A 24,273-nucleotide genomic window follows, 5' to 3' on the forward strand; every position below is an offset into this window, starting at 1 on the left:
TCGTGACCGGCATCTTCATCTATATCGTCATTTCGCTGGGTGTCGCCTGGATCTCGCGGCAGGGAAAAGCGACCTCGATGTCGGGCTACTTTCTTGGTGACCGGTCGATGGGCGGAATTATATCAGCCCTCAGCTATTCGGCCACAACCTATTCCGCCTTCATGATGATCGGCCTCGCCGGTTTGACCTATCGCGGTGGCGTCGGCGCATTGGGTTTCGAGATTGTTTATTTCGCCGGCGTCTCGTTGGTCGCCATCTTCGGGCCGCGGTTCTGGCGGGCGGGCAAAAAGTACGGCTACGTCACTCCGTCAGAGATGCTGGGCCACCGCTATGGCTCGCGCAGCGTCGCGATTGCAGCGGGGATCACCAGCCTTGTTTTCCTGATCCCCTATTCCGCCGTGCAGTTGTCGGGTGTTGGGTATCTCCTGTCGGGCATGACCGATGGCAGTATTTCTTTCATGACGGGCATCGTAATTGCGACCGCGCTGGCGATCGTTTTTTCTTATATTGCCGGCATCCGATCCGTCATGTGGACCGACAGCCTCCAAGCTTTGGTGATGATTGTCGCCTCGGTCATGGTGGCGGTTCTGGTCGTACAGGGACTGGGTGGCTTCACCGTCATGTTTGGCACGATCGCCGAAACGGCGCCGGAAATGTTGCAGGTCCCCGGGCCGGGCCTTTTCAGCTTCAAGACCTTCTTAGGTCTGACCCTCCCTTGGTTCTTCTTTTCTATTTCGAACCCGCAGGTCAGCCAACGCCTGTTCATGCCGGCAAACCTTGTGGCGCTGCGCCGGATGCTGCTGATATTTTTGTGCTTCGGTCTGATCTACACCATCGTGTCGGTGATCTGGGGCTTTGCCGCCTTCGTCGCCTTCCCAACGCTACAGCAGCCTGACCTCGCGACCGCGACCCTGCTGGCGTCAGACTATGTCCCGCCGGTTTTGGGTGTGATTGTGATGGTGGGCATTCTGGCCGCCGCCGTCTCGACCATCGACTCAATCCTGCTGACGCTGTCGTCGATTTTTGCTCGCGACGTTTATGGCAACATGGGCGGGTCTCAGGACGACCGCCATCAGCTGATGATCGGCAAGTTCGTGATTCCGGTGATCTCGATCCTTGCATTGATCTTCGCGGCAGCCGAATTCTCCATGATCGCGGTACTCTCGGTCGCAGCCTCAGCCGGTCTGGTAGTCGTGGTACCCGCGATTGTCGGTGCCTTTTTCTGGAGGGGCGGCACGGCCATGGGTGCGTTGGCATCTATCCTGGGGGGCGCCGTCTTCGTTATCTCGATGTATCTGACCGGCAACAACCTGTTTGGCCTGAATGCCGGCGTGCTTGGCCTGCCAGTCTCGACACTATTGTTCATTGTAATCAGCCTTGTCACCAAGCCGACTGCCGCATCCGTCACTGACGGGTTCGTCGACGGGACACCTGATCCTGTGCGGGCACTCGACCCTAAGTTGGAAGCATTAAAATAGATCACGAAAGCTATTGAATAGGTCAGATTTCAGCAACAATAGCACTATCGGCGACGCGCAAAGTATTCGCGCCAAACAATCCTATGTGCTTCCCTACAATTCTGCTCAAGTTTTGTTGGCTTTCACATTGGCCATTTCCAGAATGGAGCCTGCGTAAATTAGCTCTGGGCGAAGGGCATCGCGTACTTATAGATCAATCCGGCGTCGGACTTGCCGCTGTTCGGTTCGAGGACTTCTGCCGGTCACGCCAATTGCAATTTCATGATCCCTTTGTTTCGCGTGCGTGGCATCGAGAGAGGAGGGCGGGAAGTGTAAAAAGTGTTGTGTATTATTTCGAGATATCTGGTGATGGTCGCTTCAAGACATATCATCTATAAAAGCAAAACTGTTACAGGTGTAAATATATTGTACTCCGAAGTAGCCATGGTAGGTATAGTGAAATTGGGGGGCGATCACGTTGACTAAACCACGTATCAATACAATGCTGGAACTTTCAGATGCGATCAGTGTGTCGCGTCCAACATTGTCACGATATTTTCAAGATCCGAGCCGAGTTAAACCCAAGACTGTTGCCAAGATAGAAAGAGGTTTGGCGCGGGTTGAGTATGTCCCGAATTTCTTTGCGACACGGATGAACCGTAAGACCACGGGCATCATTGGTGTGATTATTCCATACCTAAACGATCTATTTTTTACCAAGCTTTTGCAGTCGATCGAGTTTGCTGCGATGGAAGCGGGGATGACCGTCATTACCCAATGTTCGCACTCCGATCCGGCAATTGAGGCCCGTGCAGCTGAAACGTTTATGTCGATGAATGTGGATGGAGTAATAGTGTCGCCATTAGGTGATCATAGCGATATGGCAGTCTATTCGCGGCTCAAATCACGCCTTCCATTTGTTTTGATGGATTCGCGTCCCAAGGTCATGCCAGATGTGGACTTTGTGGGAACGAACCATACACAAAGCACAGGGTTAATAACTGAGTATCTGTGCCGTATGGGGCAGCCGCCTGTGTTTCTTGCAATGCCCCGTGTGAATTTTAACGCCTTGGAGCGCGAAACCGCGTATGTGAGTGCGATGCAGAGTCTGGGCCACAAGCCCGAGATTATTGGCACCCAATCTATCGGGCAGACAGGTTACTTTGAAGATCACGGCGAGGCCGTTCTTAACGATGTGTTTGCGCAGGGGCGGCTGATGGACAGATCGATTCTATGCGTAAATGACCGTGTTGCCATCGGCGCCATTCGTGCCGCATCGCGGCATGGGCTGGTGCCTGGGCGCGCATCGAAGGGTGGGTTGCGCATTGCTGGACATGACGATTACCCTTTGTGTTCTTACTTGAACCCGTCTTTGACAACTGTCGCGCAAAACACAGATGCCATTGGCAAGAAAGCAGTTTCCCGTCTGCTTGAAATCATTCGCGGCGATGTGATTGACGATACGCCGCAAATTACTCTTTTTGATGGGTATCTCAAACTGCGTGAATCCGCGTAAAGCCACGCAACGCCGCAATGCAGAAAATTCATGCGTTAATTTTTTTGTTGACTTAAGTTTGCCTTCGCCTCAATCTTTACACACGTAAAAAAGGGAGGATACCGAATGTCTATTAAGAGAGTTTTACTCACGAGTGTGGCCGGCTTTGGCCTAACAGCTGGCATCGCAGCCGCTGAGAGCCATGCAACTTCAATTACAATCGCGACCGTAAACAACGGCGATATGGTCCGGATGCAGGGACTGACTGACGCGTTCAACGAGCAGCATCCCGACATCATGGTTGAGTGGGTCACGCTGGAAGAGAACGTGCTGCGTCAAAACCTGACGACGGATATTTCCACTGGCGGCGGCGCGTATGACGTCATGACAATCGGCACGTATGAAGTTCCTATCTGGGCTAAAAACGGCTGGCTCGTTTCGCTGAACGAAGGCATGGCGGATGATTACAACGCCGATGATCTACTGCCCGCCATTTCTGGTGGCCTTACGGTAGACGGTGAGCTTTATGCATCACCTTTCTACGGTGAATCGTCGATGGTTATGTATCGCACCGACCTTATGGAAGCGGCTGGCTTGGAGATGCCGGATGCACCGACGTGGACATTTATCCGCGAAGCAGCCGCCGCGATGACCGACCGCGAGAATGACATCAACGGCATCTGCGTGCGCGGCAAAGCGGGCTGGGGCGAAAACATGGCGTTCCTCACCGCGATGTCCAATTCGTTCGGCGCGCGTTGGTTCGACGAAGAATGGAATGCACAGTTCGATAGCCCGGAGTGGGCCGAGACGATCAATTTCTACCTCGACATGATGAGCGAATCCGGTCCCGCTGGTGCGGCGAACAACGGTTTCAACGAAAACCTGACATTGTTTCAGCAGGGTAAGTGCGGCATGTGGATCGACGCGACCGTCGCGGCATCTTTCGTAACGGGTGCGGATTCAACTGTTGCGGACAAAGTCGGCTTTGCTCTGGCACCAGACAATGGTTTGGGCAAGCGCGGCAACTGGTTGTGGGCATGGTCATTGGCGATCCCGACATCCTCCGAAAAACAGGATGCAGCCAAGACGTTCATCTCATGGGCCACTGGTCCAGGCTATGCCGGGCTGGTCGCTGGCAACGAAGGCTGGGCGAACGTGCCTCCCGGGACACGGACATCGCTATATGAAAACCAAGATTATCTTGATGCAGCACCTTTTGCAAAGATGACACTGGAATCTATTCTGTCGGCTGACCCGACGAACCCGTCGATCCAGCCGGTGCCCTATACTGGCGTCCAGTTTGTCGCGATCCCTGAATTTGCTGGTATCGCCAACCAAGCCGGTCAACAGTTTTCGGATGCGCTTGCCGGCAACCAGACAGCCGAAGAGGCACTTGCAAAAGCGCAAGAGCTAACTGTCGAAGAAATGGAAGTGGCTGGGTACTAACCTAGCACTTTTTCAGGTGGCGTTTTCACGCCACCTGATCCCCCCATACGATTGCTGGAATTTACGCAAACACCACAAGTTGACGTTTCCGCAAGTTTGGCACTCAAACCCGAAATAAGAGGTTCACAATGGCAACAGCACAGTCACGATCTGCCGCCCGCATTATGATCGCACCAGCCGTTTTCGTGCTGCTCGTGTGGATGCTGGTCCCACTTTGTATGACACTTTACTTTTCGTTTTCAGAATATTTGCCGATGCGCAGCGACAAACCGTTCGATGCATGGATAGGATTCGACAACTACGCATCGTTTCTGACTTCATCCTCTTTCTTGTCGTCGCTCTTTACGACTTTGTGGATGGTGGGAGGCATTTTGCTGATCACGATTATCGGCGGCGTCTTGATGGCCCTCCTGCTGGACCGGCCGATGTTTGGCCAAGGTATCGTGCGCATTTTAGTCATCGCGCCATTCTTTGTGATGCCAACAGTGTCGGCGCTGGTCTGGAAAAACATGTTTTTTAACGTCGATAACGGGCTGTTTTCATATGGATACAAGTTTTTTGGACTGCAACCCTATGACTTTTTAAGTCAGTCGCCACTCTTGTCGATCATCATCATTGTGGCATGGCAATGGCTTCCATTTGCAACGCTGATCCTATTGACGGCTGTGCAGTCTCTGGACAGTGAACAATTAGAGGCATCGGAAATGGACGGCGCTCCAATTCTATCACGGTTCCGGTTTATCATTCTGCCGCACCTTAGCCGTGCAATCACGGTCGTGATCCTGATCCAGACGATTTTTCTGCTATCTATTTTTGCTGAAATCTTCGTCACGACCAATGGCGCATTCGGCACCCGCACGCTGACCTACCTGGTTTATCAGCGCGTATTGGAAAGCCAGAATATCGGGCTGGGGTCCGCCGGCGGTATCGTTGCCGTCATCCTTGCAAACATCATCGCGATTTTCCTGATGCGGATTGTCGGTAAGAACCTCGATAACTGAGGGGGGAGGAACTATTATGGCACGTGCAATTCCAACGCGGCAAAAAATCATGTGGACGGCCCTGGCGTGGACGTTTGGGTTATTGATGTTTTTCCCGATTATGTGGACGTTTCTGACGTCGTTCAAAACAGAAGCCACAGCAATCGCAGATCCCCCCGTCTGGTTCTTTTTTGACTGGACCCTCGAAAATTACACCGCCGTTCAGGAACGCTCAAACTATCCCAAGGCGCTCATGAATTCTATTATCATCGCTGTGGGGTCCACGTTGCTGGGTATCCTGATCGCGGTTCCTGCTGCATGGGCAATGGCGTTCGTGCCGGGAAACCGTACCAAGGATGTGTTGCTGTGGATGCTGTCGACCAAAATGCTGCCAGCGGTTGGCGTGCTTTATCCACTGGTTTTATTGGCAAAATACTTTGACGTCATGGACAGCCGAATTTTGTTAATTGTGGTCTTGATGCTTATCAACCTGCCGATCATCGTTTGGATGCTTTACACTTATTTCCGTGAAATTCCGGGTGAAATCTTAGAGGCTGCACGGATGGACGGGGCTAATTTGAAATCGGAAATCCTGTATGTTCTGACACCGATGGCATTGCCGGGTATCGCATCAACCATCCTGCTCAACATCATTTTGGCATGGAACGAAGCGTTCTGGACTATTTTGCTGACCACGGTTGATGCAGCACCTTTGACCAAATTCATTGCCAGCTTTTCTGCACCGGAGGGTTTGTTTTACGCAAAACTTTCGGCTGCATCGATACTGGCCATCGCGCCGATCCTCGTCATGGGTTGGTTTTCACAAAAGCAGCTCGTGCGCGGGCTTACATTCGGAGCGGTAAAATAATGGGCCAGATCAAACTCAACCAAGTCACCAAGAGCTTTGGCGATGTCCAAGTTATTCCGCCACTGGACCTTGAAATCAACGAAGGTGAATTCGTGGTCTTTGTCGGGCCGTCGGGTTGCGGTAAATCCACGCTTTTGCGGCTTATCGCGGGGCTTGAGGATACGACGTCGGGTCATATCAGCATCGACGATAAGGATGCGACCCAGCTGGCCCCCGCGAAACGCGGATTGGCGATGGTTTTCCAATCGTACGCATTGTATCCGCATATGACCGTGCGCAAAAATATTGCGTTTCCAATGCGGATGGCAGGGCTTGATCAGGCCACCCAAGATGCCAAAATTGACGCTGCGGCCAGTGCGCTGAACCTGACAGATTACCTTGACCGCAAGCCCGGACAATTGTCAGGTGGTCAGCGTCAGCGCGTGGCTATTGGCCGTGCAATTGTGCGCGAACCGGCGGCGTTCCTGTTTGACGAACCCCTATCGAACCTTGATGCCGCGTTACGCGTCGGCATGCGACTTGAGATTATGGAGCTGCATGAGAAACTAAAGACAACAATGGTCTATGTAACTCATGATCAGGTCGAGGCTATGACCATGGCTGACAAAATTGTCGTGCTGCAAGCTGGTGTGATCGAACAGGTCGGCAGCCCGCTGGATCTGTATCACGCCCCAAGGAACAAGTTCGTCGCCGGTTTTATCGGATCACCTAAGATGAACTTGATCGAAGGTGCAGAGGCGCAAAAACACGGGGCCACGACCATTGGTGTGAGGCCCGAACATATCAGCGTGTCCAAGTCCGAGGGCATGTGGAAAGGCACAGTTGGTGTGGCTGAACATCTGGGTTCTGACACGTTTATCCACGTTCATGAAACCGGCCTTATGGATATGATGACCGTGCGCATTTCCGGCGACATTGCGGCGCGACATGGCGACATCATCTATCTGACACCCGATATGACCAAGATGCATAAATTCGACGCACAAGGACTGCGTCAGGTATGAAAAAACTTGATGGAAAATCTGCCCTGATTACAGGGGCGGCACGCGGTATCGGGCGCGGATTTGCGGAACGGTACCTGTCCGAAGGAGCTATCGTGGCAATCGCAGATATCAATCTCGAAGCTGCGACTGAGACGGCGCAAGAATTGGGCGATGGCGCCTATCCAGTCCAGATAGATGTGTCAGATCAAGCCAGCATTGATGCCGCGATTACATCCGTTGTGTCGCACGCGGGAAAAATCGATATCGTCGTTAACAACGCGGCGTTGTTCGATGCGTCAGAAACGGTCGACATCACCCGTGAAAGTTTCGACAGGCTATATGCCGTCAACGTGGCAGGCACTTTGTTCACCTTGCAAGCGGCAGCAAAGCAGATGATCGCGCAGGGCCATGGCGGCAAAATTATCAATATGGCATCGCAGGCCGGCAGACGGGGCGAACCGTTGGTGCTGGTGTATTGTTCGACCAAAGCAGCCGTTATTTCCATGACCCAATCGGCGGGGCTGAACTTGATCAGACACGGTATCAACGTCAACGCCATCGCACCGGGCGTAGTTGACGGCGATCATTGGGATCACGTCGATGCGATGTTTGCCAAGCTAGAAGGCAAAAAACCCGGACAGAAAAAAGCAGAAGTCGCAGCCTCCGTGCCAGCGGGCCGATTTGCGGTGCCCGCTGACCTGACAGGCATGGCCGTGTTTCTCGCCTCGTCTGACTCTGATTATATCGTGTCACAGACGTATAACGTCGATGGCGGACAGTGGATGAACTGATGAAATTGACCCTGCAAAACCTGTCTAATTTGCACGATGATGTGCGTGTGCCAGCCTATGCGCATGATGAACTGTCGGCAGGGATCGTGCATATCGGGCTGGGCAATTTTCACCGCGCCCATCAAGCATGGTATTTGCATCGCCTGATGGATCTCGGCCTTGCCCACGATTGGGCTATCCTGGGCGCGGGTGTGCGCCCCGCAGATGCACTGCAACGCGAAAAAATTCTCGCGCAAGATTGCCTTACGACGCTAATTGAACTTGGCCCTGATGAAAAATCAGCCGAAGTCACAGGTGCGATGATCGGCTTTATTCCTGTTGCCACCGACAACGCACCGCTGATCGCCCATATATCAGAACCAGCCATTCGTATCGTGGCACTGACAGTGACCGAAGGCGGTTATTACCAATCAATATCGGGTGGATTCGACGCAGATCATCCCGATATAGCGTTTGATACGGCCAATCCACGAACCCCTAAAACCGCCTTTGGTGCGATTGTCGCAGCGCTGCGTATGCGCCGCGATAACGGGGTTGCGCCCTTCACCTGTCAAAGCTGCGACAACGTGCAAGGCAACGGCGATGTATTGCGCCAAACAGTCGTGGGACTCGCCCGTCTGTCCGATCCCGACTTGGCTGCGTGGATTGACGAACACGCTACGTTCCCCAATTCTATGGTCGATTGCATCGTTCCCGCAACCGGACCCAAAGAACTGGCGCTGGCCCGCGAGTTCGGCATCGAAGATGCCGCGCCCGTCACACACGAAAACTTTCGCCAATGGGTCATCGAGGATAAATTCTGCGCCGGACGTCCGGATTGGGACAAAGCAGGTGCGACCTTCACCGATGACGTCCACCCATATGAAACGATGAAGCTGCGCATTTTGAACGCCGGTCACCAGATCATTGCGACACCAGGTGAATTGATGTCGATTGATACAATCGCAGGTACGATGGCGAACCCGCTAATAAGGGGTCTATTCCGCAAAATAGAAATTGAAGAAATCGTACCACATGTGGGCGGCGTGCCGGATATGTCACCGGAGGCCTATGTCGATCTAATCGAAACCCGCCTTGCAAACCCTGAAATCCACGACACTACGCGCCGTGTGGCGTTTGATGGATCATCGCGTCATCCAGGATTCTTGCATCCGATTATACGCGATGCGATTGCGCATGACACACCGCTAGACGGCGTAGCGCTCATTGAAGCGCTTTGGGCGCGGATGTGTTTTGGCACCCGCGAGGATGCAAGTGCGATCGCACCCAACGACCCGTTTTGGGACGCGCTAACAGCAACTGCGAAAACCGCAAAGCGTGACCCGCAAACATGGCTCGATCAACACCAGTTTTACGGCGACCTAGCCCAGAATTCGCGATTTTCCAACAGCTTTACGCGCTGGTTGCACCTGATCTGGGCAGATGGAACAGAGGCTGCGCTGCGTAAATATCTGGCCGATTGATCCGTATTTGCACATTTATGTTGGGTAAATAGTTGCCAATGATGCGTTCTTTCCAAAGCGACGGAGAGATCGCTCCAAGCCAGAAAAATATGCCGAGTTTAACCGCTGACCTTTGGAGCACGCGCTGCCGCAATCACCGTGTCACGCGCAGGAGCGAGCTCGCCATGGTTGAATGTTTCGAGGGACCGCGTTCGACAAGAAAACGATCCGTCGGATCGTTTTCAGAAACTGTCTCACTGCGCCAAACCTGCTGGATCGAAACTTCACTGCAAGCGAACCAAACCAAAAGTAGGCAGCTGACATTAGCTATATCTGGATGCGCAAAGGGTGCTTGTATCTGGCTGTGATCTTAGATTTGATCCTCGCCGCGTCATCGGCTAGGCGGTGAGTAACCGCATCAAGCGTGATCTGGCGATCTCAGCGCTGGTCATTGCATTCAGGTCACTACCCAAAGGCTGCAATAACCACACGGACCGCGGATCGTAACGCTGTTCAAGATCTTGCGCCAGCGCGGCTTCAAGGTATCGATGAGTGGAAAAGGCAACTGCTATGATTGTGAGTATGGTATTGTGGCTTGATGGCCTGACCCATGCTACGATTGACTGCGTGTCATTGCGTTGACGTGTCGACCGTCAAGTCGCCCCGGCAACGGGCGAGATGTGACTTTATAGGAGCCTGACGGTCAGCGTACCATCACAGTCCTGTCCCCTCGGATCGGTGCCTGGGCATTCTTAGCAATGAGGGCATCATGAAGACTACACATCCAATCATTATTGGCATCGACACACACAAAGCAACACATGTTGCCGTCGCAATCGATACGCAAGGCACCCGTTTGGCCGCATTATCTATACCCACCAATCCCAAAGGGTATTTGGAGCTGGAACGCTGGTCACAGTCTTTTGGGGGCGTTCTAGCATTCGGAATCGAAGGGACTGGTTCGTATGGTGCGGGCCTATCCCGGTCTTTGTTGGCTCAAGGCCACAATGTCATTGAGGTCACACGACCAAACCGACAGCTGCGATACACGCAAGGTAAAACAGACAGTTTGGACGCAGAGGGCGCTGCACGATCCGTTCTTTCTGGGCAGGCAACAGCGCGACCCAAGACACAAACAGGGTCATCCGAAATGATCAGACATTTGAAGATTGCACGCGATACTGGCGTTAAATCACGCTCACAGGCGATGGTAACGCTGAAGACGTTGATCATTAATGCACCTGCTGATCTTCGGGAAACACTGGATCCAATTCGAGGGAAAGTCGCGTTGATCCGGCATATTGCGGCCTTTCGGCCTGGCGATATCGACACGCCATTGGCCTCAGCAAAAGCCGCCATGCGGGCATTGGCGCGCCGGTGGCTGTGGCTGCATGAAGAAATTATTGCCCACGACAAGGAACTGGAACGCCTTGTCACCGAACGCGCACCAGACCTGATGGCATCTCATGGGATAGCAACACTGACAATCGCAGAGATGCTAATCCTCGTTGGCGACGACCCAACGCGCATCCGTTCGGAAGCAGCATTGGCAAAGCTCTGCGGTGTTTGCCCAATCCCAGCTTCCAGCGGCAAAACACACCGCTTCCGGTTAAACAGAGGCGGCAATCGACAGGCCAACGCAGCACTCTATCGTGTTGCTATCGTTAGAATGCGAAGCCACCAACCGACACTTGCATATGTCAAGAAACGCACGAAAGACGGGAAGAGCAAAAGCGAGATAATTCGATGCCTGAAACGCTACATCGTCCGCGAAATCTACAGCCAGCTCTGTGTATCGAAAACAGATCAAATCGCAACTTGACGAATATAGGAGCTTCAATGCGGCCGTTGAAACGTTCTTCAAAACCATCAAAGCGGAATTGATCTGGCGCGATACATGGGAAACCCGCAGGAAGGCAGAGATGGCAATCTTCGGATACATCAACAGCTTCTACAATCCGCGACGACATCACTCAGCACTGGACTGTAAAGGCCCGGTCTCTTTCAAACGGATGGTAGCTTAAACGAGCGCCAGAGGCGGCACACAACCGTGACAGGTCCAATTTGGCTTCATAGGCGCCTACGTCAGACAAGAGGCACTGGCGAAGCCGTTCTTCGATAAGAACCGCGAAATGAAGTAGAAAGTGTAAATTGAATTCATGTGTTGTCACGATAATAGTTAGCATGCTAATCGACGGCAAAGTCAGTTAACAATACTAGATAATATGCAATCAACTCCAATAGGACGCGACAAATGACAAATACGCAAACGAACGCCCCGCACCACGATAACACAGGTACTTCCACTCATTTCGGAAAGATAGCGCTGAGTGCTGCGATCTTGGCTGTCGCGGCTGAGCTACTCATTGTTTTCGGCGCACGGCTTGGGCTTTGGGCACCTATTCAAGGGTTCGGCTTTTATCGCAGTTATTTTACCTGATTGCGTTCATCGCGGTAGGCGTTGGCTTTTTGGCCCTCATTGTTCACATTGTCAGAAAAGAACGCTGTGGCATCCTGCAATCCGGCACCGCATTCGTCATGGGCGCGGCTTTGCTTGTGCCATGGATCGGGGCGACACTTGATCCGCCCGTTCGCGCCGCGCCTATTCACGATATCACGACAGATATGCAGAACCCTCCGAAATTTATGGTGCTGGATGACACGCGTCCGGACGCAACAAACAGCCTCGTCTATGGCGGCCAAGAAATTGCCGGAATTCAGCAAAGCGCCTATCCAGACATAGCCCCAATTGTAACGGATATGTCGGCTGAGGATGCGTTTAGTCGTGCCCTAATTATTGCCGAAGACATGGGGTGGCATATTGCGTCGTCCGCGCCCGAAAGCCTAAGGTTCGAGGCAACGGCCCGCACAGAACTGTTTTATTTCGCTGATGACATTGTTCTGGTTGTAACACCCCAAGCCGACGGCAGCCGCGTCGATCTGCGCAGTGTGTCCCGTGTCGGGCGCAGTGATCAAGGCGTGAACGCCGCACGCATTCGCACGTTCATCGAAGCGTTTTTAGGGTAAATTATTTCAAGGCCGACGACGATGCTGTTCGAAATCACAAGGCAGCATATGTCGAGCACCATATCGTGTGTCCAATGCGGCAAGGGTCTACAGATCAACTATAATGGAGAGTTTTGTGACCAACCTATACGATAACTCGATCCGTTATGGCCTGGTCAGCCGAACCCTACATTGGGGGATGGCAGCGCTGTTCGCCGCGCAACTTCTATCTGCGGGTCCACATTGGGCGCTACCACGTGAAAATACACTGCGTGATGCCCTATGGAGTTCTTATGCGACGTTGGGAACGACGCTTTTCTTGTTGGTTTTGCTGCATGGTATCTGGGGCTTGATAAACATGTCGCGCCGACCTCCCCAGTCGGGCAGATTGGGTCGCGCTGGATTAGTGGTCACGTTGGACTTTACCTGTTGATGGTTGCAGTTCCTGCGATCATGCTTATTGCATCAGCAGGCGGAACGCGCGGTTTCAGTTATCTTCGGATACAAATCTTCCCTGCGCGAGAAACAGCGATCGCTTTGACTAAAACTCTTGAGGACTGGCACGGCACAATGACATGGACGCTTGCCCTTTTGGTTGCTGGACATATCGCTATGGCGCTCGTTTGGCACCATCTGATTAAACATGATGACGCCCTGCCGCGCATGGGTGGGTGATGCATCGGCCCCATATAATGGATCATGAATTTTAGATATCTGGCACAATATCCGGCCAGCACGACAGGACATAGACGATGAACGTTGAACAGCCCAACCTTGGTAAGAAAGGCATGCTCTTTCTATTGATTGTCCTCGGGGCATTTCCGCCGTTGACGATGGACCTTTACCTACCTGCTTTGCCCCAAATGACCGAGACATTTTCGACCAATCGCAGCTTGATCAACCTTACCCTTGGAGCCTACTTGATCGCCTTTGCCATCGGTATGTTGTTTTGGGGGCCACTCAGTGAACGAGCGGGCCGTAAACCGATCCTATTTGCCGCCCTTGGGATTTACGTCACCGCCAGCTTGCTTTGCGCGGCGTCTTTCAATGTCGAAACGCTTATCTCCGCCAGAATTCCGCAAGGGTTCGCTGGCGGGGGCATCACGGTTGTCGGAACATCTATTGTGAAGGATCTTTTCGATGGTCGTGAACGCGAGCGTGTTATGGCAACCGTCATGTCACTGGTGCTTATCGCACCCATGGTTGCGCCGATCTTGGGGGCGTTTCTGCTCAAAATAGCATCCTGGCACATGATGTTTGTGGCCTTGGCTGTGTTCGGCGGTTTCGTGACTGTGCTTGTCACGCAATACCGCGAGACACTTGAAAAAAAATCAACAGGGTCGTTCCTCAAATCATGGAATCGGCTGGGGGTGGTGTTGGTCAACCCAAAGTTCGCTTACCTATTGGTTGTCTTTTCCGCAGCGCCGATGTGCCTTCTGTCCTTCATCGGGATTGCGGCCTACGTCTATGTCGACGGGTTCGGTATGTCGGAACAGATGTTCAGCTTTATGTTCGCTTTCAACGCGGCCTGCGCGATGATTGGACCTGTATTATACTTGCGACTTTCTCGGGTAATTGCGGTGCAAACTGTTATTCTTGGGTGCTTCGGGGTCATCGTTCTGGGTGGTGTCGCAATGCTGTCATTCGCGGACATATCGCCCTTCATTTTCGCCGCTGTCGCCGCGACAACAACAATTGCGGTGATCGTTGTGCGCGTTCCGGGGGCCAATTTGTTGCTTGACCAACAGGAGCATGACACTGGGTCTGCGGCCGCCCTAATTCAGTTCAGTGGAACCCTCATGGGGGCCGTTGGAATTCAAATCGTGACGTATAATTCGCACGAACTCATTCGGAACTACGGCGTTCTACTGGTCGTGATAGGTACAATCTGTGTAATCTTGTGGCTGACCGTTAGAAATCGCACCTTCGTGACTGATAACGTATCCCGCCCCGTCGACTGACCTGTGCCCCAAGCGCCCTCCAGTGTTGCAGGGGCCTTGAGGTTAAATCTGTGAGCACATGCGCCCATCTCGCGGGTTGGTGAGGGCAGTTTGCCCGCCGTCCTGCGGCCCAGCTGGGCTTCCTTCGTTCATCCCCTCCGCTCCGTGTCCGAAGCAGGTATATTATTTTTGAAGCGTTGCTTGTCGTGGGTCGGATTGTGTTGGTTCGCTGTGCTCGTGCCAGAACAATTCTACGCCGTGAGAATAATTATTATTGTTGACCCAAGGCTGCGATCAAGCCAAGCTTGCGCGTAGGGCTGCACAAGCATGTCCTTGGGGGGCTTAAGTGTCAGAAAACGTCACGCACACGATTGCGCCGGAAACGGCTGACGGGCTGGGTGTCCGTATGCGCAAGCTGCGCCATCGTTTGTCGATGACGCTTCAGCAATTGTCGACGACTTCTAGCGTTTCGGTGGGCTACCTTAGTCAGGTCGAGCGCGGAAATGCGATACCCACTCTAGGCACGTTAAGCCAGATCGCCGAAGCCTTGGATGTTGATGCCGGCTACTTTATTCACACTGCCCGCGCCGTGGATAGTTTGACCCGTGGTGGCGCACGTCCCAAGTTTGCGGTCACCGGCTCTTCGATACAATACGAGCAGATCGGTGCGGAGCATGCGGGTCACGAGTTGACGTCGTTTGTGATTAACGTGCCTTCTGGTTACGCGTCCGAGGTGGTGCATCATGTCGGTGAAGAGATCATCTATATTCTAGAGGGTGAAATTTCACAGGTCGTTGGCGAACGTGAATACCTGATGGGTCCGGGCGATAGTCTACACTATTTAGGCACGACCCCGCATTGCTGGTCCAACAAGACGGCAGCACCTGCGCGTATCTTATGGGTTGGCCGCATGCACTACGATAAATCGGGCGATATTGCGTTGGCAGGTGCCGCCTCTATTGCTGAATCAAATGAAATGCTGCCACTTCGGCGCTGATACCCGTTCACTGCAACGGCGCACGATTAACCGTTGCAGATTAACACACGTTCACAAGGAGAGAACTGATTATGTCTATCAAAAAAATCATGACCACCGGCATGCTACTTAGCACGCTCGGCGTTGCAGCTCAGGCGCAATCGCTGGTTTATTGCTCGGAAGGTTCGCCTGAAGGGTTTGACCCTGCGCTTTATACGTCAGGAACCACATTTGACGCATCAAGCCACCCGGTTTACAACCGTTTGTCCGAGTTCAAAACCGGCACAACAGAGACTATTCCAGGTCTCGCAGAAAGCTGGGACGTGTCCGAGGACGGCATGACCGTGACGTTCAATCTACGTCAAGGCGTCAGCTTTCACTCAAATGAACAGTTTACGCCGACACGCGATTTCAACGCGGACGACGTAATTTTCAGCTTTGATCGTCAGGGCAATTCCGAGAACCCTTACTTTGAGGTTTCCGGCGGCACCTATGAATATTATGGCAGCATGTCGATGCCAGAGCTGATCGAGAGCATTGAAAAGGTTGACGATTACACCGTTGTGTTCAACCTGACTCGTCCAGAAGCACCGATCATTGCCAACATGGCGATGGATTTTGCGTCTATCGTGTCCAAGGAATATGCTGACGCGATGATGGAAGCCGGCACACCTGAAATGTTGAACCAAGCGCCAATCGGCACTGGTCCGTTCACGTTCCAAGCCTACCAAAAAGACGCGGTCATTCGCTATCTGCGTAACGACAACTATTGGGGTGATGCAGCCAAGGTCGAGAGCCTGATCTTTGCGATCACGCCCGATGCTTCTGTGCGCTATCAGAAGGTGCAGGCTGGTGAATGTCATGTAATGGCATATCCAAGCCCGGCAGATGTTCAGGCGATGAAAGACGCCGAAGACGTTGTCGTCATGGAGCAGGAAGGCCTGAATGTCGGCTACCTTGCGTATAACACCCAAGTCGCACCTTTCGACAACGCCAACGTGCGTAAAGCACTGAACATGGCAATCGACAAACAGGCGATCATTGACGTGGTTTTCCAAGGCTCTGGCGAAATCGCCAAGAACCCGATCCCGCCAACAATGTGGTCTTACGATGAAAACACCGTTGACGACGCTTACGATCCGGAAGCCGCAAAAGCCGCGCTTGAGGCTGAAGGCGTTACCGATCTGACGTTGAAAATCTGGGCAATGCCTGTGCAGCGTCCATACAACCCCAACGCACGCCGTATGGCCGAATTGATGCAGGAAGATTTCTCTAAGGTTGGCGTCACAGTCGAGATCGTATCCTACGAGTGGGGCGAGTATCTGTCCCGTTCTAGCGAGCTGGATCGTGACGGTGCCGTGCTGCTTGGTTGGACAGGTGACAACGGTGATCCCGATAACTTCCTTGCAGTTCTTTTGGGCTGTGATTCGGTTGGTGCTGCCAACCGTGCGCAATGGTGTAACGAAGAGTTCGACGCGCTGATCCAGCAAGCCAAGGTTCTGCCAACGCAAGCTGAGCGTACTGCACTTTACGAAGAAGCGCAGGCAATCTTCAAGGATCAGGCGCCTTGGGCAACGATTGCACATTCGGTCGTTTACATGACCATGCGTCCGGAAGTTGAAGGCTATGTTGTTCACCCGCTGGGTGGCCATATCTTCAATCAGGTTGGCCTGTCGCAATAAGCGGCTGGTAAATTCGAGGGCGGCGTGTCATGCGCCGCCCTCACCTGTTTTGAAATCCGAATGGAGCCGATGCCCGTGTCAAAGTCATTAAATGATCGTCTGTCCGACTATGCCCGTGTGGCCGTTGATTTGGGTATTGATGCCGTAGCACTGGTGCCCGGTCCGAATTTCACCCGTGCCATTGAACATAATTTCATGAGCCACGAGCGTCCGTTTCTGCTGGTTGTGCCTGCGGATGGCCCTGCGGCGGCACTGGTGCCGAACCTTGAATTGGGCAGTTGGGATACAGTCGGTTTTGACGGTGCTGTTTTCGACTGGCGCGATCAGACCGGGTATGCCGATGCCTTTGCGGCGCTGATGGATCATTTAGGCATTGCCTCGTTGGGCGTCGAGGGTCAGGTCATGCGCGTATTTGTGCACCACGCCTTGTTGGCGGCCCAACCGTCGCTGAAAATTACCGACGCAGAACGCGAAATTTCCGGCCTGCGCATGATCAAGACCGGCGCCGATATTGCCGCGATGCAAGAGGCCATAGATATTTCCGAACGCGCGTTGCACCGCACGTTAGCCAGCGTCAAACTCGGCCAAACTGAAACGCAGATCGAGCAAATGCTGATCAAGACGCTATTTGACGAGGGCGCGGACGGCTTGGCTTTCTCGCCGATTGTCGTGGCGGGTGATGCCTCTGCGATGCCCCATGCCCATGCGCGACCAGACTATCATGTCAAAGCAGGCGATGCGTTGCTGGTTGATTTCGGCGCGCGAAAGAACGGCTTTGCCGCTGATATTACCCGCACGGTTTTTCTGGGCCATGTGACAGACGAAGGTCGCGCAGTTTACAAGACCGTGCTCGCCGCCAATATGGCAGGCTTGGCCGTGACCCGTGCCGGTGTGACCGCCCATAAGATTGATGATGTTGTGACGTCGGTGCTAGAGGCCTCGCCCTTTGCCGACCGCATTCGCACCAAAACCGGGCACGGATTGGGCCGCGATGTGCATGAGGCCCCGTATATCGTGCGCGGCAATCACATGCCGCTGCCCGCTGGCACCGTCTACACCAACGAGCCGGGCCTATATGAAATAGGTAATTTCGGCGTGCGAATCGAAGACGATGTGTTAGTTACAGAAAATGGGTACGAGACACTGACCCATTTCCCTAAGGAGCTTATGATCCTCTCATGCTGAATTATGTCCTAAGCCGCTTGCTGACCTTCATCCCGACATTCGTCGGGGTTACGTTAATTTCGTTTAGTTTTATCCGCGCACTGCCCGGTGATCCTATTCAAGTCATGGCCGGCGAACGCGGTGTATCACCAGAACGCTACGCCGAGCTGACCGCGCAGTTTGGCTATGACCGGCCGATTTATGTGCAGTTTTGGGATTATCTCACAGGGGTGCTGCAAGGCGACCTTGGCACGTCGTTTGTCACTAAGCGCCCTGTTTGGGACGAGTTTTTCGCCCTATTCCCTGCGACGCTTGAGCTGTCGATTTGTGCGATGATTTTTGCGGTGGTGCTAGGTTTGCCTGCTGGCGTGATCGCGGCCGTCAACCGTGGCAAATTCGCAGATCGCGCGTTGATGTCGACGGCCCTGATCGGGTATTCGATGCCAATTTTCTGGTGGGCGCTTTTGCTGATCATCGTTTTCTCAGGCAACCTGCAATGGACACCAGTGTCGGGTCGCATTGACCTGATTTACTATTTCCCAAATGCGACTGGCTTCATGCTCATCGACAGTATTGCCTCGGGGCAAAAGGGTGCATTTATCTCGGCTGTCCGGCATCTGATTTTGCCAACGATTGTACTTGGCACGATTCCCTTGGCGGTGATCGCGCGTCAGACCCGTTCTGCGATGCTAGAGGTTTTGGGCGAGGATTACATCCGTACCGCCCGCGCCAAAGGCATGTCGCCCACTCGCATCAATGGCGTGCACGCGCTGCGCAATGCGCTGATCCCTGTTATTACAGTGATTGGCCTGTCGGTTGGCACATTGCTGGCTGGCGCGATCCTGACCGAGACTATTTTCAGCTGGCCAGGCATTGGCAAATGGATGGTCGACAGTATTTTCCGCCGCGATTACCCCGTTGTGCAAGGCGGCTTGCTCTTGATTGCCGTGATGGTGATGGTCGTGAACCTTACCGTTGATATGCTTTACGGTGTCATCAACCCCAAGATCAGGAAGCGTTAGAATGACCGATATTGACCAAACACCTGACATTCACGCGCGGCCCGGTCGCCTAAGTGAGTTCTGGTTTTATTTCCGCGAAAACCGCGGTGCGGTAATCGGATTGTGGATCTTTGCAATTTTCACTTTCCTTGCATTTTTCGGCCCTTGGGTTGCACCACATGATGCGACGACGCAGTTCCGCAGTGCCACGTTGCAGCCGCCGGTTTGGCAAGAGGGCGGGTCGTGGACCCATATTCTAGGCACCGATCCGCTGGGCCGCGATATGCTGTCACGGTTGATTGTTGGCGCGCGCTATTCGTTCTTTGTTGGCGTGGTTGTGGTCAGCATTGCGGCGACAGGCGGGATTATTATCGGTCTGATCGCGGGCTTTGCACCACGTTGGCTTGATAGCATCATCATGCGGATCATGGATATTGTGCTGGCGTTTCCATCGCTATTGCTCGCGCTGGTCCTGGTCGCGATTTTAGGCCCGTCATTGACCAACGCGATGATCGCCATCGCGATTGTGTTGCAACCACATTACGTGCGCTTGACCCGCGCCAGCGTGCTATCCGAGCGTCAGAAAGACTATGTCACCTCTGCCCGCGTGGCGGGGTCTGGCGTTATCCGTTTGATGTTTGTCACCGTGCTGCCCAACTGTCTGGCGCCGATTATCGTGCAGGCTGCCCTGTCGTTTTCGACCGCGATTTTGGACGCGGCGGCTCTTGGGTTTCTTGGCATGGGCGCGCAGCCGCCGACACCTGAATGGGGCACAATGCTGGCCGAAGCCCGCGAATTCATCCTGCGTGCTTGGTGGGTCGTTACATTCCCCGGTATTGCCATTCTGGTAACAGTGCTGGCGATTAACCTGATGGGTGACGGGCTGCGCGACGCGCTTGATCCGAAACTGAAGCGGAGCTAGTTCATGACCCTATTACGCATCCGAAACCTAAGTGTTGATTTCGCCACCGCGTCCGGCAAATTCCGTGCCGTGGATAGTGTTGATCAAGACGTGAACAACGGCGAAATTCTGGCAATTGTGGGCGAAAGTGGCTCTGGCAAATCCGTATCGATGCTCGCCTTGATGGGCCTCTTGCCATGGACTGCCACGGTGACTGCCGACGAGTTGATGTTTGACGGGCATGACCTGCTGACAATCAGCCCGCAAGCCCGCCGCAAGATTATCGGCAACGATCTGGCAATGATCTTTCAAGAGCCAATGTCGTCGCTCAACCCATGCTTTACCGTGGGCTGGCAAATTCGCGAGGCGCTGCGTGTGCAACTGGGTATGGGGCGGCGCGAACGGCACGCGCGCGCAATCGAGTTGTTTGAACAGGTCGGTATCCCCGACCCGGAAAAACGGCTGTCAGCGTTTCCGCACCAGATGTCAGGCGGCATGAACCAGCGCGTGATGATCGCCATGGCGATTGCCTGCAAGCCCAAGTTGTTGATTGCGGACGAACCCACGACTGCGCTTGATGTGACTATTCAGGCGCAAATTCTTGACCTGTTGGCATCCTTGCGCGATGAGACTGGCATGGGCCTTGTGCTGATCACGCACGACATGGGCGTTGTGGCCGAAACCGCCGAACGTGTCAGCGTGCAATATGCGGGACAAAAGATCGAAGAACAGCCGGTTGTGCCGTTGTTCGAGACACCACATCACCCCTATACCTCTGCGCTATTGGACGCCCTGCCGGAACGCGCAACAGAGCGCCGCTTGCCCACGATCCCCGGTGTTGTGCCGGGCCAATTTGACCGTCCTGCCGGATGCCTGTTCTCGCCGCGTTGCCAGTTTGCTGATGCCAGATGCAAGGCTGAAGCCCCGCCGCCATTGCGCGGCGACACCGATGAGGCGCGGTGCTTTTATCCGCTCAATATGAATAAGAGGGCTGCGTCATGACAGATCCAGTAATGACAGCAACAGCACTCGAGCGACATTATGCCGTCAGCGGCGGATTGTTCCGCAAGGCGCGCACGCTCAAGGCCGTCGCGGGGGTGGATTTCAACCTCTATCCCGGCAAAACCCTTGCCGTTGTGGGCGAAAGCGGCTGCGGAAAATCCACGCTGGCGCGATTGGTCACGATGATCGAAGAACCGACAGCAGGGTCGATCACCTTGGATGGGAAACCGGTTGTGCCGGAGGACTGGGCGTCATTGCGCAAATCGGTGCAGATCGTTTTCCAGGACCCTTACGGATCGCTGAATCCGCGCCAACGGGTCGGGACCATTCTGGAAGAACCGCTAAAGATCAATCGCCCCGATATGAGCAGCGGCGAGCGCACGGCGAAAGCCCGCGAGATGTTGGGGTTGGTCGGGTTGCGGCCCGAGCATTTCGAGCGCTACCCACATATGTTTTCGGGCGGGCAACGCCAACGGATCGCCATCGCCCGCGCGCTGATGCTGGACCCCAAAGTACTGGTGCTGGACGAACCTGTGTCGGCGCTAGACCTGTCGATCCAGAGTTCGGTGTTGAACCTGCTGCTTGACCTGCAAGAGCGGCTGCAACTGGCCTATTTGTTTATTTCGCACGACCTAAGCGTCGTCCGCCATGTCGCTGACGAGGTGATTGTGATGTATCTGGGCCGTGCAGTCGAGCGCGGTAGTCGCGATGCAATTTTCAGTGCGCCGTTCCACCCATATACCAAGGCATTGTTATCTGCGACGCCGCAGGCGGATCCACGTAAAAAGAAAGAGCGGATCAAGCTGGAAGGCGAATTGCCCTCGCCGCTGGCTATTCCTGACGGCTGCCCGTTTGCACCGCGCTGTTGGAAAGTGCAGGATAAATGCCGCAAAATGCGTCCCGATCTAGCACCTGACACCCATTCTGCCGCATGCTTTTTCCCCGAAAACGGTGGCACCCCGTCATAAGGTGTGTCGAGCAGTAATGACTGCGGCGACCTTTCGTAAAGGGAAACAAAAGAAACCTAACGCGGGGTCGCCAAACATACCGATAGCGTATCAACCGCGTTTTCACGCCTCGATCGCCCTACAACGCATCAAATCCGACGGCGCACGCATTTTCAGATCGTCAGCAAACCAAGGCGGGCGTGCAGCAAAAGTGGGAAACACAGATCGGGATGCTCGGCCGAGGGGCATGTAAATCTATCCACTGCTGCACCGGTCAATCTTGGTCTCACATTATTGGCAAATTGAGCTCCCTTTTAAAAACAAACCTCGACAGGTAAGGCGGAAAAGTCTTACCAACGACGGAAGCAATGTCAGTCGGGTGCCACGTGTCAGACCATATCTCACCACTCAAATTATTCAAAAATCAAACATTTCGATCGCTTTGGATCGCCGCTTTGGTGTCGAACTTTGGCGGCTTGGTGCAAGCGGTTGGTGCGGCATGGTTGATGACATCACTGTCGGATTCGCAAAATATGGTCGCATTGGTGCAAGGGTCTGTTGCTCTGCCTATTATGATTTTCTCGCTTTTGGCGGGTGTGTTTGCGGACAATTTTGACCGGCGGCGGGTGATGCTGATCGCACAGGTGTTTATGTTTGTGGTGTCCGTAGTCCTGACAATCATGGCATTCACAGGCTGGCTTTCGCCGTGGCTATTGCTGGCGTTTACGTTCCTTATTGGTTGCGGCACTGCCCTACATAACCCGTCATGGCAGGCGACGATGGGCGATATTGTATCACGCGAGGAATTGCCCTCGGCAGTATCGCTGAACAGCATGGGATTTAACCTGATGCGTAGTATCGGCCCCGCGGCAGGTGGTGCAATCGTGGCAATTGCGGGTGCTGCAGCGGCGTTTGCGGTTAACACGGTAAGTTATATCGCGATTATTTTTGTCTTATTACGTTGGAAATCGCCACCGCTGGACACCCATTTGCCACGCGAACCTTTTGGCTCTGCGTTCTCGGCGGGCCTGCGATACGTTGCGATGTCGCCAAACCTGCTGCGGGTCATCCTGCGCGGTTTCTGGTTTGGCCTGTGCGCCATCGTCCTGTTGGCGCTGTTGCCAGTTGTCGTTCGCGAAACCCTTAATTCAACCGCTTTTGTCTATGGGATTATGCTCGGCTGCTTTGGACTGGGGGCGGTCGGTGGTGCGCTCATGAACGCAGGCCTGCGAAGCAGGTTTAACAACGAGATTATCGCCAGGGGCGCCTTCACGCTTTTTGCCGCGTCATGTTTGACGCTTGCCCTCAGCACACAAGTCGCAATTTCGGGCATTGCCCTGATGGTGTCAGGTGGGTGCTGGGTGCTGGCCTTATCAATGTTCAACGTAACTATCCAGCTTTCGACGCCGCGTTGGGTGGTTGGGCGCGCGCTCGCACTTTATCAAACCGGTGCATTTGGCGGCATGGCAATGGGCAGTCTGATTTGGGGCTCGATTGCACAAACTGCTGGCGCAGATACCGCCTTAATGATTGCCGCAGGTCTGCTCGTTATTGGTGCGTTGATCGGGCTCCGGCTGCCGTTACCAGAGTTTGCTGGTCTTGATCTTGACCCCTCAAACAGGTTCAAAGAGCCACCAACCAACTTTGATTTAAAATACCGAAGCGGCCCGGTGCTCGTCATGGTCGATTATGAAATCGCCCAATCTGATGTTCCTGAATTTTTGACGGTGATGAGCCAGCGCAGACGGGTGCGTATCCGCGACGGGGCGCAGCGATGGGCCCTGTTGCGCGACCTCCATAATCCCGAGCATTGGAGCGAGAGCTATCACGTCCCTACATGGGGCGAATATGTGCGTCACAATGAACGACGCACAAACGCGGACACAGCCCTTGGGGAACGTCTGAGGGCTCTGCATCGCGGAGAGGGCGCCCCTTTAGTTCACCGCATGATTGAACGCCAGACCGTCCCGCAACGAGATGACCTGTCCGTCAAGATAGCGAAGGAGGCGGATATTATCTGAGCGGAACGTACAGAATACCTCGCCGTTGAGCAGTTCATCTCCAAGTCTGGAACTGAAGCTTCCACAATAGCCGTTTTCCCACGGTGAACCCGGGGCGATGAGCGCAGCTTTAGCCCCGACTGTTGTCCGGCAGGCGAATTGCAGGGCAATTCTGTCGAGAGGGACCCCCTA

Annotated in this window: 22 protein-coding genes and 2 pseudogenes; 23 read left to right on the forward strand and 1 reads right to left on the reverse strand. The window is 53.9% G+C overall.

The features are described 5' to 3' along the window. The first annotated feature begins 2 nt into the window (after positions 1-2). The 23 genes and pseudogenes from ACXLHR_RS00105 (at position 3) to ACXLHR_RS00215 (ending at position 24,102) form a co-directional block, all read left to right on the forward strand. Positions 3-1,478 (forward strand): sodium:solute symporter family protein, encoded by a 1,476-nt coding sequence (locus ACXLHR_RS00105; protein WP_458789535.1) that lies wholly within the window; start codon positions 3-5, stop codon positions 1,476-1,478. Positions 1,479-1,935: 457 nt separating this feature from the next. Further along, a complete protein-coding gene (locus ACXLHR_RS00110) occupies positions 1,936-2,973 on the forward strand; it encodes a LacI family DNA-binding transcriptional regulator (protein WP_458789536.1) in 1,038 nt (345 codons plus the stop codon). A gap of 105 nt (positions 2,974-3,078) precedes the next feature. Then, positions 3,079-4,398, forward strand: coding sequence for an ABC transporter substrate-binding protein (locus ACXLHR_RS00115; protein ID WP_458789537.1), 1,320 nt, complete (start codon positions 3,079-3,081; stop codon positions 4,396-4,398). A gap of 128 nt (positions 4,399-4,526) precedes the next feature. Next, positions 4,527-5,399, forward strand: a complete 873-nt coding sequence (locus ACXLHR_RS00120) for a carbohydrate ABC transporter permease (protein WP_458789538.1) — start codon at positions 4,527-4,529, stop codon at positions 5,397-5,399. Between the two features lie 16 nt (positions 5,400-5,415). Further along, entirely contained in the window at positions 5,416-6,246 is an 831-nt protein-coding gene (locus ACXLHR_RS00125) for a carbohydrate ABC transporter permease (RefSeq protein ID WP_458789539.1), read from the forward strand. Further along, positions 6,246-7,250 carry an ABC transporter ATP-binding protein gene (locus tag ACXLHR_RS00130; RefSeq protein WP_458789540.1) on the forward strand — a complete coding sequence of 335 codons (1,005 nt, stop codon included), beginning with the start codon at positions 6,246-6,248 and terminating at the stop codon, positions 7,248-7,250. Before ACXLHR_RS00125 ends, ACXLHR_RS00130 begins: the two co-directional genes overlap by 1 nt. After that, entirely contained in the window at positions 7,247-8,020 is a 774-nt protein-coding gene (locus ACXLHR_RS00135) for an L-iditol 2-dehydrogenase (protein ID WP_458789541.1), read from the forward strand. The genes ACXLHR_RS00130 and ACXLHR_RS00135 overlap by 4 nt, the downstream gene beginning before the upstream one ends. Next, on the forward strand, positions 8,020-9,483 hold the full coding sequence (locus tag ACXLHR_RS00140; protein ID WP_458789542.1) for a mannitol dehydrogenase family protein: 1,464 nt from the start codon (positions 8,020-8,022) through the stop codon (positions 9,481-9,483). The genes ACXLHR_RS00135 and ACXLHR_RS00140 overlap by 1 nt, the downstream gene beginning before the upstream one ends. A 238-nt stretch (positions 9,484-9,721) precedes the next feature. Beyond that, positions 9,722-10,037: pseudogene (locus ACXLHR_RS00145) on the forward strand (DDE-type integrase/transposase/recombinase); the annotation flags it as partial. A gap of 194 nt (positions 10,038-10,231) precedes the next feature. Further along, the gene (locus tag ACXLHR_RS00150) at positions 10,232-11,284 is read left to right on the forward strand and encodes an IS110 family RNA-guided transposase (RefSeq protein WP_458789543.1); all 1,053 of its coding nucleotides are present in this window, start codon (positions 10,232-10,234) and stop codon (positions 11,282-11,284) included. A gap of 16 nt (positions 11,285-11,300) precedes the next feature. Continuing rightward, positions 11,301-11,486 (forward strand): annotated as a pseudogene (locus tag ACXLHR_RS00155) (IS3 family transposase); the annotation flags it as partial. 230 nt (positions 11,487-11,716) lie between these two features. Next, positions 11,717-11,902 carry a hypothetical protein gene (locus ACXLHR_RS00160; RefSeq protein ID WP_458789544.1) on the forward strand — a complete coding sequence of 62 codons (186 nt, stop codon included), beginning with the start codon at positions 11,717-11,719 and terminating at the stop codon, positions 11,900-11,902. 29 nt (positions 11,903-11,931) lie between these two features. Further along, positions 11,932-12,489: a DUF1499 domain-containing protein gene (locus ACXLHR_RS00165; protein WP_458789545.1), complete on the forward strand. Its 558-nt coding sequence runs from the start codon at positions 11,932-11,934 to the stop codon at positions 12,487-12,489. Between the two features lie 261 nt (positions 12,490-12,750). After that, positions 12,751-13,143, forward strand: a complete 393-nt coding sequence (locus ACXLHR_RS00170; RefSeq protein ID WP_458789546.1) for a cytochrome b — start codon at positions 12,751-12,753, stop codon at positions 13,141-13,143. Between the two features lie 77 nt (positions 13,144-13,220). Beyond that, entirely contained in the window at positions 13,221-14,429 is a 1,209-nt protein-coding gene (locus ACXLHR_RS00175; protein WP_458789547.1) for a Bcr/CflA family efflux MFS transporter, read from the forward strand. Between the two features lie 325 nt (positions 14,430-14,754). Then, entirely contained in the window at positions 14,755-15,405 is a 651-nt protein-coding gene (locus ACXLHR_RS00180) for a helix-turn-helix domain-containing protein (protein WP_458789548.1), read from the forward strand. Positions 15,406-15,476: 71 nt separating this feature from the next. Continuing rightward, positions 15,477-17,066, forward strand: coding sequence for an ABC transporter substrate-binding protein (locus ACXLHR_RS00185; RefSeq protein ID WP_458789549.1), 1,590 nt, complete (start codon positions 15,477-15,479; stop codon positions 17,064-17,066). 75 nt (positions 17,067-17,141) lie between these two features. Beyond that, on the forward strand, positions 17,142-18,251 hold the full coding sequence (locus tag ACXLHR_RS00190; protein ID WP_458789550.1) for a M24 family metallopeptidase: 1,110 nt from the start codon (positions 17,142-17,144) through the stop codon (positions 18,249-18,251). After that, on the forward strand, positions 18,245-19,252 hold the full coding sequence (locus ACXLHR_RS00195; RefSeq protein WP_458789551.1) for an ABC transporter permease subunit: 1,008 nt from the start codon (positions 18,245-18,247) through the stop codon (positions 19,250-19,252). The genes ACXLHR_RS00190 and ACXLHR_RS00195 overlap by 7 nt, the downstream gene beginning before the upstream one ends. Before the next feature lies 1 nt (position 19,253). After that, positions 19,254-20,153, forward strand: coding sequence for an ABC transporter permease subunit (locus tag ACXLHR_RS00200; RefSeq protein WP_458789552.1), 900 nt, complete (start codon positions 19,254-19,256; stop codon positions 20,151-20,153). A gap of 3 nt (positions 20,154-20,156) precedes the next feature. Continuing rightward, positions 20,157-21,134, forward strand: coding sequence for an ABC transporter ATP-binding protein (locus tag ACXLHR_RS00205; RefSeq protein WP_458789553.1), 978 nt, complete (start codon positions 20,157-20,159; stop codon positions 21,132-21,134). After that, complete coding sequence (locus ACXLHR_RS00210) at positions 21,131-22,102, forward strand: ABC transporter ATP-binding protein (RefSeq protein ID WP_458789554.1); 972 nt, start codon at positions 21,131-21,133, stop codon at positions 22,100-22,102. Before ACXLHR_RS00205 ends, ACXLHR_RS00210 begins: the two co-directional genes overlap by 4 nt. Positions 22,103-22,449: 347 nt before the next feature. Then, positions 22,450-24,102 carry an MFS transporter gene (locus tag ACXLHR_RS00215; RefSeq protein ID WP_458789555.1) on the forward strand — a complete coding sequence of 551 codons (1,653 nt, stop codon included), beginning with the start codon at positions 22,450-22,452 and terminating at the stop codon, positions 24,100-24,102. Here the strand turns inward: ACXLHR_RS00215 and ACXLHR_RS00220 are convergent. Continuing rightward, positions 24,016-24,252, reverse strand: a complete 237-nt coding sequence (locus ACXLHR_RS00220; RefSeq protein WP_458792435.1) for an integrase core domain-containing protein — start codon at positions 24,250-24,252, stop codon at positions 24,016-24,018. The genes ACXLHR_RS00215 and ACXLHR_RS00220 overlap by 87 nt on opposite strands. Between the last annotated feature and the right edge of the window lie 21 nt (positions 24,253-24,273).

The sequence above is a fragment of the Yoonia sp. MH D7 genome (assembly GCF_054439475.1).